Here is a 17,439-nt window from a genome sequence, read left to right as displayed (position 1 = left end):
CTAGACTAGAGAAGTCTACGACGGTACATTTTACTGCGGGAATCTACAAGCGGCTACACCGATGAACCCACGAAAGGCGATGACGATCGCCTTCTTCGCCCTCTTGCTCGGGATCGGGTACCTCTCTATGAACGCAGCTCCGGTCCTGTCAGACGAAGGCTACTCGTATCACGGCGAGGTCAAATGGCAGACGAACTATTCGAGCGCGGTGGAGACGGCCGCCGCGGAAGACGAGCCGGTCGTGATCTACTATTGGACGACCTGGTGTACCTACTGCGAGGACTACAACCGGAACGTCTACAGCGACCCGACAGTGCAATCGGAGCTCGACGAGTTCACCAAAGTCGCAGTGAACCTCGACAGCGACTCCGAGAGCGCGACCCGGCTACAACAACGGTACAATATCAACTACCCGCCCCAGCACGTCATCGTGACGCCTGAGGGCGAGGTACTCACCCGAATTCCTGGCTACGCGGCGAAAGATGACTTCCTGTCGTATCTGGAGACGGCCAAGCAGCGCTACCAGGCCGGACAGACAGCAAACGGAACGTCGCAGAGCACAGAGAACACGGCCGGCCGGTTGACGGAGGCCGCAGTATGAATCCGGGAACGATCCTGCTCGCGCTGGCGTTCCTCTCGGGACTGTCGGGGACGGCGATTCTCGCGCGGTCGTACCTCCGCGACGACGACGCGTACCTCTCGTACGTCCCGAAACTGACCGCGGGGACGGCGGTGCTTCTAGTTGCCGCACTCGCACACCTCACGTACCAGTTCATCAGCCAGGACTACACGAACGCGTACGTGTGGGAGAACACGGCCTCGTACCTCTCGCTTCTCTACCGGGTGACCGGCGTGTACGCTGCCAACGAGGGGTCGGTGCTCCTGTGGGCGGCGATCGTCGCCGTCGTCGCGCTGGTCGCGAGCCTCTCACGCGGGTTCCCGACCCGGCGCGGGAAGCTCATCCACGCGTTCACCGTCGGTCTCGTGACCTACTTCACGGCGATGTTGCTGCTGCAGAGCCCGTTCGCCTCGGTGCGAACGGAGTTCCCCAACGCGCCGCCCGGGTTCGTACCGACGAGCGGGCAGGGCCTGAACCCGCTCCTCGTCGATCCGTATATGGCGATCCACCCGCCGGTGATGTTCATCTCCTACGCCTTGCTGACGATGCCGTTCGCCATCGGAGCGGCGCACTTCATCGCGCTGTTCCGCGGCGACGACGGCCTCTTTTCGGCGTGGATCGGGAGCGTCACGCGCTGGCTCCGGCTTAGCTGGCTCTTCCTCACCGCCGCCGTCGCGCTCGGCGGCCTCTGGTCGTACACGGTCCTCGGCTGGGGTGGCATCTGGGCGTGGGACCCCGTCGAGACGGCAATCTTGGTCCCGTGGCTGTTCCTGACGGCGACGCTACACGCCGTCACGAACTACCGGCCCGGCGGCCGCTATCGGATCCTCGCGCCGGCGATGACCGCGAGCGTCTTCGCGCTCGCCGTGTACACGACCTCGGTCGTTCGGAGCGGCGTCTTCAGGAGCATCCACTCCTTCGCCGACGGCGGCATCGGCGCGTCCTTCCTCATACTGATGGGCATCACGACCCTACTGGGCGTGGTCGCTCCGTTCGCCTACTGGCTGTTGCAGAACGACGACTCTGACGACGACGCCGAAGCGGCGGCGGGCGAATCCGGCCTCGCTGGCTGGATCAACCGCTCGAATCTGCTGCACCTCGCCGTCCTGCTGTTCGGCCTCCTCACGTTCGTCTCGTTGTGGGGTCTCTCCTTCCCCGTCCTGCGGAGCGCGATGACCGGGCTCGAAGTGTCCGTCGAGTCGCGCTACTACAACCTCTGGAGTTTCCCGCTCGTGCTCGCGGTGCTTCTCCTCTTGGGCTTCTATATGGACTACGAGCGGGACGGCCTGCGCCGGAGTCTCATCAGCCTCGGCGTGTTCGGCCTCGCGACGGTCGTCGGAGCTGCCGTCGCGCCCTCCGAGACCTGGCGGCTGGCGTCCGTTCGCCCGAGCGACGCCTTCGTCTACCAGCTCGTCGGCAACGCGAGCGCGCTGTCGGTGCTGCCGCCGGTGGCGTACGCCATCTTCGGGACCGTGAAGCGCACGGGCAGTCGGATCGCGGCGACGACGAGCCGAGACGCGAAACTGAAAGAAAGCGGGATCACGCTCATTCACGTCGGCGCCGCGCTTCTCGTGCTCTCGCTGCCGTTTATGTACCTGTTCGCCGGTCAGGCATCGGTGATGGCCACGGGCGTCGCCAGCGGTGCGGTCGACACTTCCCAGCGCGACGTCGGGGACTCCCCCTACGACGTCCGCGTGCTGGGCTACGAACAGAACGAGTTCCCCAACAACCCCGAACCCGAGACGTACGCGCTGTCGTCCTCGCAGGTCCTCACCCGCGGGCAGTCGTTGAACACCTCGGTACAGGCCGTCCACGGGACGGTGACGGCGATACGTGAGGGACCACAGGCGACGGTGGTGCAACTCGACAACTCCCAGGTCTGGGTCGGCGTCGCCGGGAACGGGTCCGTCGGCATCGAAACCGGCCAGGAGGTCGTCGCACGCGGCCAGGTGATGTGGGAGTTCGTCCCGACCGCCGACGCGATCGTCCTCGCCGGCCCGCAGACGATCGGTCCGGCCGACGACCCGCCGGAGTCGGTTGTCCCGACGCGCGTCGTCGCCAACGGCGTCTCACTCGCCGTCTACGACGAGGACGGCATCGTCGTCTCCGGCGTCGCCGGACAGCGCGAGTACCCCGAGCAGGGCGGCCTCCAGGTCAGAGACGTGCTGATCGACCGCGGACCGCTCGTCGACACCTACGTCATCGCGGGCGTCAGCGACGGAACCGCCTCGATCTCGGTCAAGCGCGTGCCGTTCGTCACGCTGATGCGCGTGAGCATCCTCGCGCTGCTCGTCGGAATGTTACTCGTGTTGTTCTTCGATCCGCGACACGGCGTGCGGACGAGTGCGAGCGCAGGAACGAGCGATCGGAGATCGACGCAGCAGACGAGCAGTGACGCCGGTGCCGTCCAGGAGGTGAGCGACTGATGCGGCGTCTCATCGCGCTCCTCGTCGTCGTCAGTTGTCTGGCGTTCGTTCCCGTGGCCTCCGCGACGACGACGGTCAGCGGAACGGTCACCGCCGAGGACGGAAATGCGGACGGCGCTCGCGTCGAAGTCGTCCCGCTCACGCAGCAGCAACAACGCGCCGACGGCTCGGTCACGACGACCATCGACGGCTCGTCGTTCAGCGTCGACGCACCGGACGCGCCGAGTTACGCCGTTCGCGTCAGCTACGGCGGCGCGACGCACTACGAGATACTACAGAATCAGACGCAGGTGTCGATGGACCTCACAGAGGGCGTGTCTGGAACGATCCGCAATCCTGACGGAAGCGGCACCGAGGGAGCGGTCATCGAAGTCGTCGACGAAGACGAGTTCGTCGTCGACACCTACCGGACGAACGCGACCGGTTCGTTCGCGTTCGGACCGCTCGAATCGGACGAGACCTACGAGATTCGGGCGGCCGTCGGCGATGCCGAGTACCGACGCACGGTGGACCCGTCGACGACCGACAGCGTGACGATCACGGCGCAGCCGCCGACGAGCGACACCTCGATATTGAACGTCGCGAACCGCTCGCCGACGGGCCACGTCGTGCAGATGCTTCCGGCGCAGAACGCCTCGACGAACCCGAGCGTCGTGGAGACGGTCGCCTTCGAGAACCCGACCGACCGGCCGTTCGTCGGCACGGTGACCATCGGGCTCCCGGCCGACGCGTCGCCGTACGCCGCGATGGTCGGCGGCGAGCAGGCGCAGTACAGACGCACCGATACCGGCGTCCAGTTGAACGTCAGCGTGCCGGCGAACGGCACCACGCAGATCGGCGCGGCCTACGACCTCACCGGACGGCAGTTCGAAAAGCAGGTCGTCCGCAACACGTCGTCGCTCGCGGTCGTCCTGCAGGGCTACAACACCTCGAAGGTGAGCCACTCGGAGAACCTCCGGGTCGGCTCCTCGCCGATTTCGCTTCTCACGACAACCGGGTCGCTCGACGCGGGTGAGACGATAAGCGTCGACGTCTCGGGAGCGCAGATGGAGGCGGCGGCGGGAGCGGGCGCCACGTCCGACTCCGGATCCAGCGCCGGCGCGTCGTCCTCGGAAGTCGAGACGTCCTCTTCGGAGAGCGGATCGATCCCGTCGTTCCCCGGCGTACCGATCCTCGGCGGGATCTTCGGGACAGTGATCGTCGGACTCGGCGCGTACCGCGTCGCCGACGCTGGGCTGTCAAATACCGGCGAAGACTGATCCAGCACGTAGGCTCTGCGAGGACGACGGACGGCGGCATCTACGACTGACGGCTGCCGTCCACGACTGACAGCACCTTTTCGTCATCGCGCGCGCGAACAAAAATCAGGAGTATTTTTAAGCCCGCTGTCGTAGCCCCGCTCATATGTTCAAGGCCATCGTGAGCGCGTCTACGCTCCAGGATGCGCTCGACTCGGTGAGCGTGTTGGTGGACGAGTGCAAGATCCGGCTGAACGAAGACGAGTTGTCGATTCGCGCCGTCGATCCCGCGAACGTCGGAATGGTGGATCTCTCGCTCGACGCCGCCGCTTTCGAGTCCTACGAGGCCGACGGAGGCGTCATCGGCGTCAACCTCGCGAAGCTCGAAGACTTCGTCGGGATGGCGAGCGGTGATCAGCTCGTCGAACTCGAACTCGACGAGGAGACCCGGAAGCTCAACATTCGGATGGACGGCCTCTCCTCGACGCTCGCGCTCATCGACCCCGACTCGATCCGTCAGGAGCCCGACATCCCCGACCTGGATCTCGCCGCGGAGATCGTACTCGAGGGCGCACAGCTCGACCGCGGGATCAAGGCCGCCGATATGGTCTCCGATCACGTGCGGCTCCGCGTCGACGCGACCGACGAGGCGTTCCACATCGAAGCCGAGGGCGACACCGACGACGTCGACTTCGAACTCGACACCGGAGACCTCATCGCGCTCACGGCCGGCTCGGCCGACTCGCTGTTCTCGCTGGACTACCTGAAGGATATGAACAAGGCGATCCCGAAGGACGCGGAGGTCACCGTCGAACTCGGCGAGGAGTTCCCGGTGAAGATCCACTACGCGGTCGCCGAAGGACAGGGCAACGTTACGTATATGCTCGCGCCGCGCATCCAGAGCGACTGAAGACGCGGAGCTGCGGCCAAACGAGGCCGTCGAACGGGCGGAAAATCACCCGCGGTGGCGATCGATGACGCGCTTTGCCGCCTGGGCCTTCTCCTTCCAGCCGTACCCCGCCTCGTAGACGTGGCGCTTGGAGTCGACCAACGCTTCGGGCGAGGTTTCCTCGAATCCCCCGCGAGCCCACGCACCGCTCTCTCGCAGCCACTCGACGACGTTCTCGCGGGTCTCCGACCACGAGAGCCCGACCATCTCGTACCACGCGATCATCGCGAACACGGCGTTGTCGTGACAGCCGGGAACGCTCCCGTGGCGGTAGAGCGTCCGCATCGGCTCGCGCGTCGGCTCGGACACCTGCTCGCGGAACTCCGCGGCGGTGAGGAGTCTCAGGACGTCGTTACCCTCTGTGACGCGCTCGTCGCGCTTCAGGCGTTCGAGCGCGGCACGGTGGAGGCCGTCCCACTCGCCGTCGACCGCGTCATACAGGTCCGCCTCCTCGGTCGGCGCGGCCGTGAGACGCGAGACGATGTCGATGTAGGCCTTCTCGACGTCGGGCCAGGGCGTTCCCTCGAACTCACAGTCGGCGTCGTGAAGGCTGTTCGTGGCCCGGCAGTCGGGACACGGGTAGTCGAACTGCGGCACGCAGAGAGAGTGGGCACGTGTCGTCTTAGATGATACGGTGTGGATCGCCGACCGTGGCGTGCGGGACGCGCCGTCAGTCGTCGATGCGGTCGATCGTCGGTTCTGCCAGATCGGGTCTTCACCGATCGTCGTGTTTATTCGGCGGCGGGGGCAACGCTCGTGCGATGCCGATGGACCCGCTCTACGCGCGCTATCCCTTCTTCGAGGGGGCCCGCGAGGCCGTCCGCGAGGCCGAAATCTCGCCGGCGGCGCTCATCGCCGAGGACGCACCCGCCGTCGAGCGGGGCAAAGAGCGGGTCGAGCGCGCCCTGATGGAGGGCAACGTCGCCGCCGAGGACCCGCGTCGGTGGGACACCAGAGAGGAATTACTCTCGTATCCGATCGCGCGGATCCTCGTCTCGCTGATCGAGACGCCCGCAGCCGTCGAGAAGTACGCCAAAGCCGAGGCGGCGACCGCGCGCGAGCGGTTTCAAACGGACTTCGCGGCCGACGACGACCTCCAGAGCGGTGGCCGCACACGTGCGTCGCTGGAGGAGGTGCTCCGAGAGTTCGATCTCGCAGACGCCGTGCGCCCCGAGCAGGCGGGCGGGCCTGGAAGCGCGGCCCGCCCCGGCGCCCGCCGAGGCGGTGGGGCAAGCGCCGGCGGCCGGGCCCCGTCGCACTACTGGGTCGAACTGGGATCGTACCTCGACCTCGCGGACGCCGAGTGGGGCAGTCGGTGGCGACTCGTCAACCGCGAGGTCGCCGCCGGCGAGGTCCGTGTCGCGGCCGAGGAACTGTCTCGGATACTCGAAGCGGCCGTCGAGCGCCGCGTCGCGACCGGACTCCCGTTCGAGGTGCGCGGCACCGACGGCGGCGACGCGATCGCGGAGGCGGTCTCGACAGCCGTCGCCGACCTCCGTTCCCTGCTGAACGACCACGACGCGGGGCGAACGTCGGTCGACGCCGTCGTCCCCGCGCTGTTCCCACCGTGTATGAAAGCGCTGGTCCGCCGTGCCCGCGGCGACGAGGCACTCCCCGGGCACGCGGAGTTCTCACTCGTCTCGTTCCTCGTCGCGTTCGGGATGGACGCCGCCGACGTGACGACGCTTCTCGACGTCGACGGCGACACGGCAGAGCGCATCGAGACGCGCGTCGAGTACCTGGCGAACGCCGACGGGACACAGTATCCCCCGCCGTCGTGTACGACGATGCAGTCCTACGGCGACTGCGTCGACCCCGACGAGCGCTGTGAGACGATTTCACATCCACTGTCGTACTACACGGACGCGGTACGGGACGCTGGCGACGTTCGCGACTGGCGGGAAACCACGACCGGTGAGTAACAGAACAGCCGTCGTGTGCTGCGCGTGACGAACCGTCGTCGCCGGTGAGTCGGTAAGGGAGTCCTACCGGCGAGTCATACTGTCGGACAGAACGATGTGAAAATCATCGGCTCCCCGTGGGTACCAACATGATTCACGAACTGCTGTCCGACAGTATCAGTCCTGCAGATACACGCCGACGCCGGCCATCACGAGGACGAACAGCGCGATCGCGCCGACGAGAGCGAGTCCGCCCGTGTCGCCGAGGTCGGGGCCGTACGTGACGCCGATCCCGACGAAGAGGGCGAAGAAAGCGCCGACAGAGACGATAGAGACGACGATCTTCCGGCGCATCTCCGCATCGATATCCATACGTCCGCCTTCCGGTGGCCATTCTAAAAGGGCTTCGATGCGGTTTTCCGGCGGTGAGCTCCACTTGAAACGAGGGTTTAGGTTCGTCCGGAGCGTACGTGTAACTAGCGAGAGAACAGATCTCTCGGGAGTATCAGAGATGACGCACACACGAAACACACCCGCGTCAGAAGCCCCTCCAGCGGACACGAGGGCCGGACGTCCCCACCTCCGACAGCCCCGCGTCCGTCGACAGCGAACCTTTCCCGCGGAAGGGTACGAGGGACGCGCCTACCGCGCCCGCGCCGAGCCGATGACCGTGCGGCCCCTCCGTGACGGCCGCTACGTCGTCGAGAGCGAGGGCGGGACGTACGTCGTCGACGCCGAACGCGAGACCTGCACGTGCCCGGACAGCGCCATCCGCGGGGCGCGCTGCAAGCACATCCGGCGCGTCGCAATCGAAATCGAGTCGGGCCTCGTTCCGGCCCCCGACGAACGCGAGCGCGTCTGTGCCGTCTGCGGCGGCCTGACGTTCGCGCCGGTCGACCAGGACGGCCCCGCGCTGTGTGACCGCCACGACCACGACCCCGGCGACCTCGTCCGCGACCGCGAGACTGGCGCACTGCTCGTCGTCGTCGACCGGATCGGCGACCGCGCCGACGAAGTCCGAACCGGCGAGGGGCGCCTCGTCTCAGAGTACGAGACGAACGCGGCGTACGGCGACCACGAACCGGTGTTCGCGGTCGTGTACGTCGAGTCGCTGCCGGCGGGCGACGCCGTCGACGACTTCGGAACGTGGGTCGACGCACTCAGAGACAGCCGACGGTACCTGTTTCCGGCCTCGCGACTCACGCGCGTCGAACTCCGGGCAGGCGACGAGGAGGGTGGTAAGTCGGGAGAAGCGGACGCAGGTCCGTACTCCGGGCGAACGTCGGGGACGACTGGAGCCGAGACACAGCGGGCGTGAAGCGTCGCTAGGGCGCTTATCGCGCTCTCAGGCGTCGTCGCTGTCGCCGCCGTCCGCCGTCGCGTCCGCTGTCGATTCCTCGACGTCTGTCAGCCGCGCCTGCGCCGGACCGCCGACGAACGACTCGAACGATTCGCCCTCTGCGAGCGCGGTCTCTTTCTTGACGCGGTAGTTACCGCCGTCGGTCACGTGGAGATCACCGGGGTGGAAGAAGTACCACGATTCGCGGTCGAATCGAACGCCGATCCGCGCTTTCGCACCGAAGTTTTGGGCGAAGTAGATGAGGGCTTCGACCTCCTCGCCTGAGAGGTAGATCGGACGGCCGGAACTGGATTTGGCCTCGATGGCGTAGAAGACGTCGCCGTCGCCGGCGAGTACGTCCGGGAGTTCCCGGTCGGTCGCCGATCCCGAGGCGGGGGCGCGCATCACCGCGAAGCCGGCCTCGTCGAGACGGTTGACGAGTTCGCGTTCGCGGCGGTCGCCCTTCCGGTTCGAAGACATACGCTCACTCGGGGAGAGAGGGCCTTAAACCGGACGACACCGGACCGCCCCGCTGCGGATTCGTCGGGAACGTCCGAGATACGGGCGACTCCTTCGAGCACCGCCGCGAGAAATCCGCGGGTATATATGTTTAACATACCATCAATCCACTAATACGCGTATCCGTCGGCGGGCGATCGAGCCGTCGGAGTACCATCACCGACTCACATATGGACGCAGACACTTCGGTCTCGAACGTCGTACTCGTCACCGTCGATTCGCTCCGAGCGGACGCTCTCGGGACGTACGATTCGAGCCGACACACGCCGGTGATCGACGGCCTCGCCGAACACGGCACGGTCTTCGAGCGGGCTTTCGCGACCGGGAACTGGACGCCGTTCTCCTTTCCGTCGATTCTGGCGTCTCGTCCGGTGTTCGCCGATTCAGGCGATATCGGCGTCGAAGACGTGCCGACGCTCGCACGGGCGCTGTCTGATTCGGGTGTCGCGACCGGCGGCTTCAACGCCGCCAACGGCTTTCTCACGTCGTTTTGGGGCTACGACGACGGATTCGACGAGTTCGAGCCGTTCGTCGCGAGCGTCGGGTCCAGCCTCTACAGTCGGTATCTCGCCACACATCCGACGGTCGAAGCGTGGCTCCAGTTCGCCGCCTCACCGATCAGACGGATCAAATCGCGACTCGCCGGCAACGTCGACGACCGACCCTTCCTCGACACCTCGCGGATGTTCGACGTCGAACACGCCGCGAGCGACTTTCTCGAAGACGCCTCCGAGCCGTTCTTCCTCTGGATCCACTATATGGACACCCACACGCCGTACGTCCCGGCGCCGCGGTACATCCGAGAGGTCTCCTCGGGCCTGCTCGGCACCCATCGAATGCTACACGCACACACGCGGACCGGCCTCGGCTGGGAGGTCGGGGAACGAACCCTCGCCGAACTGCGGACGCTCTATCAGGCGGCCGCGCGGCAGGTCGACGCCAGCGTCGGGCGACTGCTGGACGAACTCGCCGCGAACGGTCTCGACGACGAGACGGCGATCATCGTCGCGGGCGACCACGGCGAGGAGTTCCAGGAACACGGCCACCTCGCGCACTACCCGAAGCTGTACGACGAATTGATCAACGTCCCGCTCATCGTCGACGTGCCGGGCGCAGCGGGGCGACGGATCGACCGTCAGGTCGGTCTCGACGCCATCCCGCCGACCGTGACGGAGTTGTTGGGCGTCGACGCCCCCGACAGCTGGAGCGGCACGTCACTCACCTCGTCTGTACTCGACGGCGACCCGCCGGCAGACGAGCCGGTCGTCTCGGTCACCGTTCGCGACGAGGAGGTGACGGCCCAGCCGATCCCGCGATCGCTCGCGGACGGTGATCTGCTGGTGAGCGTCCGCGACCGGGAGTGGACCTACATCCGAAACGTCGACGCGGACACCCACGAGCTGTACTACCGCCCCAACGATCCCGATCAGCAGACGGACCTCGCGGCCGGCACCGATGGCGACGCGGGGGACGACGACGCGGGTGACGACGACGCTGTCGACGGGAGCCAGGCACGGCGCGTCGTCGACCGCTTCCGACCGCTCGTCGACGCCCACGTCGAACTGCTCCGCGAGGGCGAGGCGAACGCAACCGGCGAAGAGACCGACGCGGTCGACGAAAACCTAGAAGCCCGATTGGAGGCGCTCGGCTACCGATAAGATGATCCGGAGCTTCTTACGCAATCTCCATAGCGGTCCGCTCGCGCTGCAGCTCCGGCGATTCGTCATCGTCGGAGCCGTCACCGCCGGGATTCAGATGCTGCTGCTGTGGCTGTTCGTCGACACTGTCGGCCTGTACTACCTCGTCGGCGCGGTGATCGCGATCGAGATCACGATCGTGCTCTCGTACGTCCTCAACAACGCCTGGACGTTTCAGGCGACCCAGAACACCGGGACTGCGGAGTATCTGTTCGGACTCCTCAAGACGAACGTCGTCCGCGGGACGGCGATTCCGATCCAACTCGCGGTGCTGTATCTGCTCGTCGAGTGGCGAGCCATCCCGTATCTGGTCGCGAACGGCGCCGCGATCCTGATGAGCGGGATCTATCGCTACGTTCTCGACGCGAAGTGGACGTGGGGTCAGTAGCAATCGAGTGCGGGGCAGCCCGCGCGGTCGGCGAGACGGCTATGTGCCGTGACTCCAGCTATCCATATACTCCGCCTGCGTCTCCGTCAGCGAGTCGATGTCGACGCCCTCGGCGTCGAGTTTGATCTCTGCGACCTCCCGGTCGAGGTCGTCGGGGACGTCGTGGACGCCGGCGTCGTACTCCTCGCCGTGTTCGACGAGTTCGCGGACACAGACCGCCTGAATACCGAACGACTGGTCCATCACCTCCACGGGATGGCCGAGCGCGATCGGAGAGGCGAGGTTGACCAGACGGCCCTCGGCGATGACGTTGAGACGGCGGCCGTCGGCCATCTCGTAGGCGCGGACGCCGTCGCGAGCCTCGTACTCGTCGACCGCGAGGTCCGAGAGCGCGTCGAGGTCGATCTCGACGTCGAAGTGGCCGGCGTTCGCGAGCAGGACGCCGTCGTCCATCACCTCGAAGTCTTCGCGAGTGATGACGTCGCGGTTGCCGGTCGTCGTGACGAACACGTCGCCGATCTCGGCGGCCTCGTTCATCGGCATCACGTCGTAGCCTTCCATATGCGCTTCCAGCGCGCGGCGCGGTTCGACCTCGGTGACGATGACGTTCGCGTTCTGGCCGGCGGCCTTCTTCGCGACGCCCTTTCCGCAGTAGCCGTAGCCGGCGACGACGACGTTCTTGCCGGCGTAGGAGAGGTTCGTCGTCATCGCGATCGTCGCGAGCGAGGACTCGCCGGTGCCGTGGACGTTGTCGAAGAGGCGCTTCATCGGCGTGTCGTTGACGGCGAAGACCGGATAGCGGAGTTCGCCGTCGTCGTCCATCGCGCGCAGTCGGTGGACGCCGGTCGTCGTCTCCTCGGCCCCGCCGACGATCGTGTCGATGAGTTCGGGGTAGTCCTCGTGGATGGCGTAGACCATATCCATCCCGTCGTCGACGGTGATCGTCGGCTCGTGGTCGACGACCGACTCGATGGCGGCGTAATAGTCGTCCTCGCCGACGCCGCGCTTGGCGTAGGAGGTGATGTCGTCGTTGGCGTCGAGCGCCGCGCTCACGTCGTCGTGCGTCGAGAGGGGATTACAGCCGGTGATGGCGACCTCGGCGCCGCCGAGCGCGAGGAGTTCGACGAGGTTCGCGGTTTTGGCCTCGACGTGCATCGCCATCCCGATCGTCTGCCCGGCGAGCGGTTTCGACTCTCGGAACTGCTCGCGCAGCTCCCGGAGGATGGGCATATGCTGGAGCGCCCAGTCCATCTTCCGACGGCCCTCTTCGCGAGCGGACTCGAAGTCGTCGAGTTGCTCTCCGATAGGCGGGTACGTACTCATACCCCGGCGTTCGGTCAGGTGCGGCAAAACGCTACCGAACCCCTATTTTGTTGCGTGGAAGCGGTCGGCCACGACGAACGCCGGCCAAAACCGGACCTACAGTCGCATTTGCAACTGATTGCGCACCCGAGCGCACGACAGCGTCTGCTCGGGTGCGTGAAGACTTGCAAATGCTACGATATCAGCAGTCGATTCGACAGCGCGCGGCAGAATCTTTCAAGACTCGTGGCCCACAATAGTCGTTGTAGATGTCTGCACCTGATGGTGAGCAGCGTCGTGGCGAGGGCGGCGCTGAAACCACGCTACCGCGGTCGAAGGCGCTCACGCTTTTGGCGAGCGATACCGGCGTCGCGCTCCTCCGAGCGGCAGGGCGGCCAGCCACGGCCTGCGAACTCAGCGATCGGTCCGGCGTACCGCTGTCGACGGTGTATCGGGAGACCAGCAAACTCGTCGACGCGGGGTTACTGGAAGAGACCGTCCGCGTAGACGTCGAGAACGGGCGGCACGCGAGCGTCTACGAGCGGTCGATCGAATCGCTGACCGTCTCGGTCACGGACGACGGCGTCGACGTCGTCTCCGAGTGATCACTCCGCGCGCGCGACGAGGTCGACCGCGCGTCGTCGCGCCGTCTCGACGACCTGCTTTTCGTCGAGGGTCGTGAGTTCGCGATCCTGCATTAGAATCTGTCCGTCACAGACCGTATGGCGGACGTCTGATCCGCGGACGGCGTACGCCAGATGGCTCACGAGATCGTGCGCGGGCGCGAGGTGCGGCGCGTCGAGGTCGATAATCGCGAGATCCGCGGCGGCGCCGGCCTCCACGCGGCCACCAGGGAGCGAAAGCGCCTCGGCGCCGCCCTGCGTCGCCATCTGTACGGCCGCTTCCGCGGGGACGGCCGAGGCATCGTCGGCCCCGAGTTTGCCGATCATCGCGGCGTCGCGGAGTTCGTCGAAGAGGTCGAGGTCGTTGTTCGAGGCGGCGCCGTCGGTGCCGAGACCGACCGTCACGCCCGCATCGAGCAGTTTCTGCACCGGTGCAATCCCGGAGGCGAGTTTCATATTCGACGCCGGGCAGTGGACGACCGCCGTGCCGCGCTCGGCCAGCAAGTCGATCTCGCTCTCGTCGACGTGGACGCCGTGCGCGAGGAAGTCCGACTCCGAGAGGAGGCCGACGTCGTCGGCGTACGCGAGGGGACGCTCGTCGCGCTCGGCGACGATCGGCTCGACTTCGTCCCGAGTCTCGTTGGCGTGTGTGTGGATCGGGATGCCGGCGTCGTGCGCGTCGGTGACGGCCTCCCGTAGGAGATCCTCGTCGACGGTCGTCAGCGAGTGCGGCATCACGGCCGTTCGGATCCGACCGTCGGCGGCGCCGTCGTACTCGCGAGCGACGTCGAGGCTCTCCTGAACGTCCGCGCGGGCCTCCGCCTCGTCCTTTCCGACGGTAACGACGCCGTGACCGACGCGGGCGCGCATTCCCGCCTCGTCGACGGCCTCGACGATCTCGGGGACGTGGAAGTACATATCCGCGAACGTCGTCGTCCCCGAGCGAATCATCTCGACGAGGCCGAGTTCGGTGCCGGCGCGGACGTCCTCGGCAGTGAGCGCTGCCTCTGCGGGCCAGATGTCCTCGCGGAGCCACGCGTCGAGCGGCTTGTCGTCGGCGTAGCCCCGGAGAAGCGTCATCGCGACGTGGGTGTGTGCGTTGACTAACCCGGGCATCACGAGTCCGCCCGAGGCGTCGAGCGTCTCGTCGGCGTCGTGTTCGGTCGCCAGCTCCGAGCCGACGGCCTCGATCCGGCCGGCCGTGCGGTCGATCAGCACGTCTGCGTCCACGACGTCGCCGTCGGGGCGGAGCACCCGGCCGCCGGCGACGAGAAGCGTATCGGAATCCATACACGCCGGTACCGACGGCGCGCGTATGACACTGTCGTCTGGGTTTCGTTCGGAAACGGCTGGCCAGCCGTCGCCTGAGACCGTTCGGGGACACGGCTGGCCAGGAGCGCATAGACGAAATCGTTCTGGAGCGTCGGTTACGACGCCTCTCGCAGAACTTAAACCGGGGCGCGACGAACGCCCGCGTATGAGCGACGACGAGAACGGGGGGCGACGTGACCTCCGAATGCCCGACGACGACGAGGTGTTCGCCGTCGTCACGAATATGCTCGGGGCGAACCGCGTGAAAGTCCGGTGTGCCGACGGCGTCGAGCGCACCGCACGAATCCCCGGCCGGATGCAAAAGCGCATCTGGATCCGCGAGGACGACGTCGTCCTCGTCGAACCGTGGGACTGGCAGGACGAGAAAGGGGACATCACCTGGCGCTACGAGAAGTCCGAGGCCGACCAGCTCCGCGAGGAAGGACACATCCAGTGATCCGAGTGTCGGCGTGGACCCGACGCGGGGCGTTCTCGACGGAGTGGAGTCCGTGGCCGGGATCGACGCCGACACCGTCTTTTCGTACAGCGATTCAGACCGAGCTCCCAACCCACACCAATGAGTGATCCAGACGAGTACGGATTTCTGGAGCCCGAGGAGGCCGAGGGTGTGGGCGACGAGTGGGAAGAGATCGACGTCACCGACACCGAGGCCGATCGGATCGCCCGGCGTCGGGACCGCGAGTTCGACGAGTTCCGCAAGCGCCTGAAGGACGCCGATCAGTTCAAAGTCGAGCAGTCGGTCTTCGACGACGCCACGTTCGCGGCGATCTACAAGCTCGTCCAGGACGGCTACGTCGACGCCTTCGGCGGACCGATCTCGACCGGCAAGGAGGCGAACGTCTACGAAGCGCTCGGGAGTAAAGACGGCGAGGAGCGCGACGTCGCCGTCAAGATCTACCGCATCAACGCCTCGAACTTCCGGCAGATGCGCGAGTACCTGGAGGGAGATCCCCGGTTCGAGGGGCTCGGCAACGATAAAAAGCAGATCGTGCTCGCGTGGACCCGCAAGGAGTTCGCGAATCTCAAACGGGCGCGAGAAGCAGGCGTTCGCGTCCCCGAACCGATCGCCGTCGAACGCAACGTCCTCGTGATGGAGCTCGTCGGGCTCGTCGAAGACCGCGCCCGGCGACTGGCCGAAGTCGACGTGGAGAACCCCGAGACGGCCTACGAGGTCGTGCGCGAGTATATGCGGCGGCTCTACTCGGCGGGGCTCGTCCACGGCGACCTCTCGGAGTACAATATGATCATCCACGACGGCGAACTCGTCGTGATCGACCTCGGACAGGCGGTGACGATCCATCACCCGAACGCCGACGAGTTCCTCCGCCGGGACTGCCGCAACGTGGCCGCGTTCTTCAGTCGACAGGGCATCGAGGTGAGCGGGACGGACCTCTACGACTTCGTCACCGAAGTCGAGCCGGAGCCGTCCGGGACACCCGAGGACCCGGACGACGCTGGCTCCTGAATGGGGTTGCTACAGTAGCGTTTGCAAGTCTTCACGCACCGACTCGCACGCAGCCGTGCGATCGGCTGTGCAATCAGGTGCAAACGCTACTACAGGGCATGTGACCGCGGTACATTCTCGAACAAACTCTTAAACCGTTCCGCCGGGTAGCGGGGTGTATGAAACACGTAAAGGTCCCGCAGGACCGCATCGGCGTCCTCATCGGCGAGGGTGGTGAGACGATGCGCGAGATCGAACGCCGGGCCGAAGTACGTCTCGACATCGACTCCGAGAGCGGGGCGGTCGCCATCGACGACGTCGGCGATCCCGTGAGCGGAATGCTCGCCCCCGACGTGGTTCGGGCGATCGGGCGCGGATTCACGCCCGAGGCGGCGCTGTCGATCCTCGACGACGAGCTCCGGACGTTCGAACTCGTCGACCTCGAATCGCACACGCGAAACAAGAACGACCTCCAGCGACAGAAAGGCCGCCTCATCGGCGAGAACGGCCGGACTCGGGAACTGATGGAGGAACTCACCGGTGCCGAAGTCGTCATCAAGGGTACGACCCTGGGCGTCATCGGTCAGCCCGAAGAAGTCGACGCCGTCCGCCGGGCCGTCGGGATGATCCTCGACGGGGCTCCCCACGGTGCGGTCTACTCGTTCCTCGAACGGAAACACAACGAACTGACGCAGGGCTTCGACGTCCGACAGTCGGGCTGAGTCGGTCTCTGGATCGGCGAGGCGCTCGTTTTTCGACTATCAGGCTATTCGATTCCAGCGACGCGGCCGCGTCTGCGACGGCGGAACGGCAAGCCGCAGTATACGTCGTGGTATCAAAGGGATAGCCGCTCGGAAGGTCGGTGCTACGCCGCGCCGTGTTCGTCGCAGAGATACGACGCGACTTGCCGCGCGGCGTCGGCGTCGAGTACCCAGACGCCGTCCCACACCTCGTCGTCTTCGGTGATTGCGACGAGGGCAGCACCCTCGGCGTCGCTATCCGGAGGCGGTGCGAAGACGACGAACCAGCCGTTTCGGATCTCCGGGACGTCGTCGTTGTGGACGGCCACAGACCACGTATCGAACGGACGCGGATCGCCGATTCCGTAGACGTGCAGGTCGAGATCGGTCTGCGATAGCTGTTCGTACGCACGTGCGGTGCCCCGCTCGTCGGTGATCCGCGAGAGTCGCTGAAAGCCAGTGTGAAGTTCGCCCACCCCGTGCTGCAGCGCCATCGCCTCGATGTACCGGGAGATTTCGATGAGGAGCAGTTTGCCTTTCGTGCCGGCCGGGTAGCCGCGGACGCGGAAGCGGGTGCCTTCCAGGTTGCGGACGACTTCGGGAGTCTCGACTTCCGAGAGCGGACGCGTACCCGTGATGTAGATGTCCGAGTTGACCGCGAGAATCGAGTCGCGAACGTCGCTGAACGCCGACTCGGCGACGACGCTGCCGTCGCGGCGCAACTGGACGACGTTCGAATCGGACAGAACGCGGCTGACCTCCGAAACGGAAACGGGCTGCTCATCGAAGAGCGACTCCAGCATTTGTGCGACCATCGGCGGCTGGTCGCTGTTGACTATAGAGAGGGACGCGGTGTGGCCGCCGTCCGCAAATTCGTCGATGAACTCCCGGAGCGTCATCGAACGTTCGTAAGGCGAGTTCG

General features: G+C 66.0%; 18 protein-coding genes. 12 read left to right on the top strand and 6 right to left on the bottom strand.

The features are described from left to right. Nucleotides 1–61 precede the first annotated feature (61 nt). The 4 genes from RBH22_RS12610 to RBH22_RS12595 all read left to right on the top strand — a co-directional run bounded on the left by RBH22_RS12610 (nt 62) and on the right by RBH22_RS12595 (nt 5,193). Nucleotides 62–601, top strand: coding sequence for a thioredoxin family protein (locus tag RBH22_RS12610; RefSeq protein WP_256546046.1), 540 nt, complete (start codon nt 62–64; stop codon nt 599–601). Further along, nucleotides 598–3,045 (top strand): cytochrome c biogenesis protein CcsA, encoded by a 2,448-nt coding sequence (gene ccsA / locus RBH22_RS12605; protein WP_306677665.1) that lies wholly within the window; start codon nt 598–600, stop codon nt 3,043–3,045. Before RBH22_RS12610 ends, ccsA begins: the two co-directional genes overlap by 4 nt. Continuing rightward, nucleotides 3,045–4,304: a carboxypeptidase-like regulatory domain-containing protein gene (locus RBH22_RS12600; RefSeq protein ID WP_306677664.1), complete on the top strand. Its 1,260-nt coding sequence runs from the start codon at nt 3,045–3,047 to the stop codon at nt 4,302–4,304. The genes ccsA and RBH22_RS12600 overlap by 1 nt, the downstream gene beginning before the upstream one ends. Before the next feature lie 145 nt (nt 4,305–4,449). Continuing rightward, nucleotides 4,450–5,193, top strand: coding sequence for a DNA polymerase sliding clamp (locus RBH22_RS12595; RefSeq protein WP_121568664.1), 744 nt, complete (start codon nt 4,450–4,452; stop codon nt 5,191–5,193). A 45-nt stretch (nt 5,194–5,238) separates the two neighbouring features. Here RBH22_RS12595 and RBH22_RS12590 read toward each other — a convergent pair whose 3' ends face one another. Continuing rightward, nucleotides 5,239–5,829, bottom strand: a complete 591-nt coding sequence (locus RBH22_RS12590; protein ID WP_256288643.1) for a hypothetical protein — start codon at nt 5,827–5,829, stop codon at nt 5,239–5,241. Nucleotides 5,830–5,999: 170 nt separating this feature from the next. On the opposite strand from RBH22_RS12590, the gene RBH22_RS12585 reads away from it, so the two are divergent. Then, the gene (locus tag RBH22_RS12585) at nt 6,000–7,154 is read left to right on the top strand and encodes a DNA primase large subunit PriL (protein ID WP_306677709.1); all 1,155 of its coding nucleotides are present in this window, start codon (nt 6,000–6,002) and stop codon (nt 7,152–7,154) included. Between the two features lie 156 nt (nt 7,155–7,310). On the opposite strand, the gene RBH22_RS12580 is transcribed toward RBH22_RS12585, so the two are convergent. Beyond that, entirely contained in the window at nt 7,311–7,505 is a 195-nt protein-coding gene (locus RBH22_RS12580; protein ID WP_121568666.1) for a hypothetical protein, read from the bottom strand. A gap of 139 nt (nt 7,506–7,644) precedes the next feature. On the opposite strand from RBH22_RS12580, the gene RBH22_RS12575 reads away from it, so the two are divergent. Next, a complete protein-coding gene (locus RBH22_RS12575; protein WP_256546049.1) occupies nt 7,645–8,451 on the top strand; it encodes an SWIM zinc finger family protein in 807 nt (268 codons plus the stop codon). 27 nt (nt 8,452–8,478) lie between these two features. Here the strand turns inward: RBH22_RS12575 and hjc are convergent, their stop codons facing one another. Further along, nucleotides 8,479–8,952, bottom strand: coding sequence for a Holliday junction resolvase Hjc (hjc, locus tag RBH22_RS12570; protein ID WP_256546050.1), 474 nt, complete (start codon nt 8,950–8,952; stop codon nt 8,479–8,481). A 209-nt stretch (nt 8,953–9,161) separates the two neighbouring features. Here hjc and RBH22_RS12565 point away from each other — a divergent pair, with 209 nt between their 5' ends. Together RBH22_RS12565 and RBH22_RS12560 are read left to right on the top strand one after the other, a co-directional pair. Further along, nucleotides 9,162–10,649 carry a sulfatase gene (locus RBH22_RS12565; RefSeq protein WP_306677663.1) on the top strand — a complete coding sequence of 496 codons (1,488 nt, stop codon included), beginning with the start codon at nt 9,162–9,164 and terminating at the stop codon, nt 10,647–10,649. A 1-nt stretch (nt 10,650) separates the two neighbouring features. Next, nucleotides 10,651–11,076 carry a GtrA family protein gene (locus RBH22_RS12560; protein ID WP_256288639.1) on the top strand — a complete coding sequence of 142 codons (426 nt, stop codon included), beginning with the start codon at nt 10,651–10,653 and terminating at the stop codon, nt 11,074–11,076. A gap of 39 nt (nt 11,077–11,115) precedes the next feature. Here RBH22_RS12560 and RBH22_RS12555 read toward each other — a convergent pair whose 3' ends face one another. Then, a complete protein-coding gene (locus RBH22_RS12555) occupies nt 11,116–12,399 on the bottom strand; it encodes an adenosylhomocysteinase (RefSeq protein ID WP_256288638.1) in 1,284 nt (427 codons plus the stop codon). A gap of 248 nt (nt 12,400–12,647) precedes the next feature. Between RBH22_RS12555 and RBH22_RS12550 the strand changes: the two genes are divergently transcribed. Next, nucleotides 12,648–12,983, top strand: a complete 336-nt coding sequence (locus RBH22_RS12550; RefSeq protein WP_256288637.1) for a winged helix-turn-helix domain-containing protein — start codon at nt 12,648–12,650, stop codon at nt 12,981–12,983. Here RBH22_RS12550 and RBH22_RS12545 read toward each other — a convergent pair whose 3' ends face one another. Then, nucleotides 12,984–14,291, bottom strand: a complete 1,308-nt coding sequence (locus RBH22_RS12545) for an amidohydrolase (RefSeq protein ID WP_256546052.1) — start codon at nt 14,289–14,291, stop codon at nt 12,984–12,986. Between the two features lie 187 nt (nt 14,292–14,478). Here RBH22_RS12545 and eif1A point away from each other — a divergent pair, with 187 nt between their 5' ends. From eif1A to RBH22_RS12530, 3 genes are all read left to right on the top strand, one after another. Continuing rightward, nucleotides 14,479–14,769 (top strand): translation initiation factor eIF-1A, encoded by a 291-nt coding sequence (gene eif1A, locus RBH22_RS12540; RefSeq protein ID WP_049985645.1) that lies wholly within the window; start codon nt 14,479–14,481, stop codon nt 14,767–14,769. 120 nt (nt 14,770–14,889) lie between these two features. After that, nucleotides 14,890–15,798: a serine/threonine-protein kinase Rio1 gene (gene rio1 / locus RBH22_RS12535; protein WP_256546053.1), complete on the top strand. Its 909-nt coding sequence runs from the start codon at nt 14,890–14,892 to the stop codon at nt 15,796–15,798. Between the two features lie 158 nt (nt 15,799–15,956). Beyond that, nucleotides 15,957–16,499 (top strand): KH domain-containing protein, encoded by a 543-nt coding sequence (locus RBH22_RS12530; protein ID WP_121568674.1) that lies wholly within the window; start codon nt 15,957–15,959, stop codon nt 16,497–16,499. Between the two features lie 143 nt (nt 16,500–16,642). Here the strand turns inward: RBH22_RS12530 and RBH22_RS12525 are convergent, their stop codons facing one another. Beyond that, nucleotides 16,643–17,416: a DICT sensory domain-containing protein gene (locus RBH22_RS12525; protein ID WP_256288634.1), complete on the bottom strand. Its 774-nt coding sequence runs from the start codon at nt 17,414–17,416 to the stop codon at nt 16,643–16,645. Nucleotides 17,417–17,439 lie beyond the last annotated feature (23 nt).

The organism is Halobellus sp. H-GB7 (assembly GCF_030848585.1).
Lineage (GTDB): Archaea > Halobacteriota > Halobacteria > Halobacteriales > Haloferacaceae > Haloquadratum > Haloquadratum inordinatus.
This window is presented reverse-complemented; position numbering and strand designations above follow the sequence as displayed.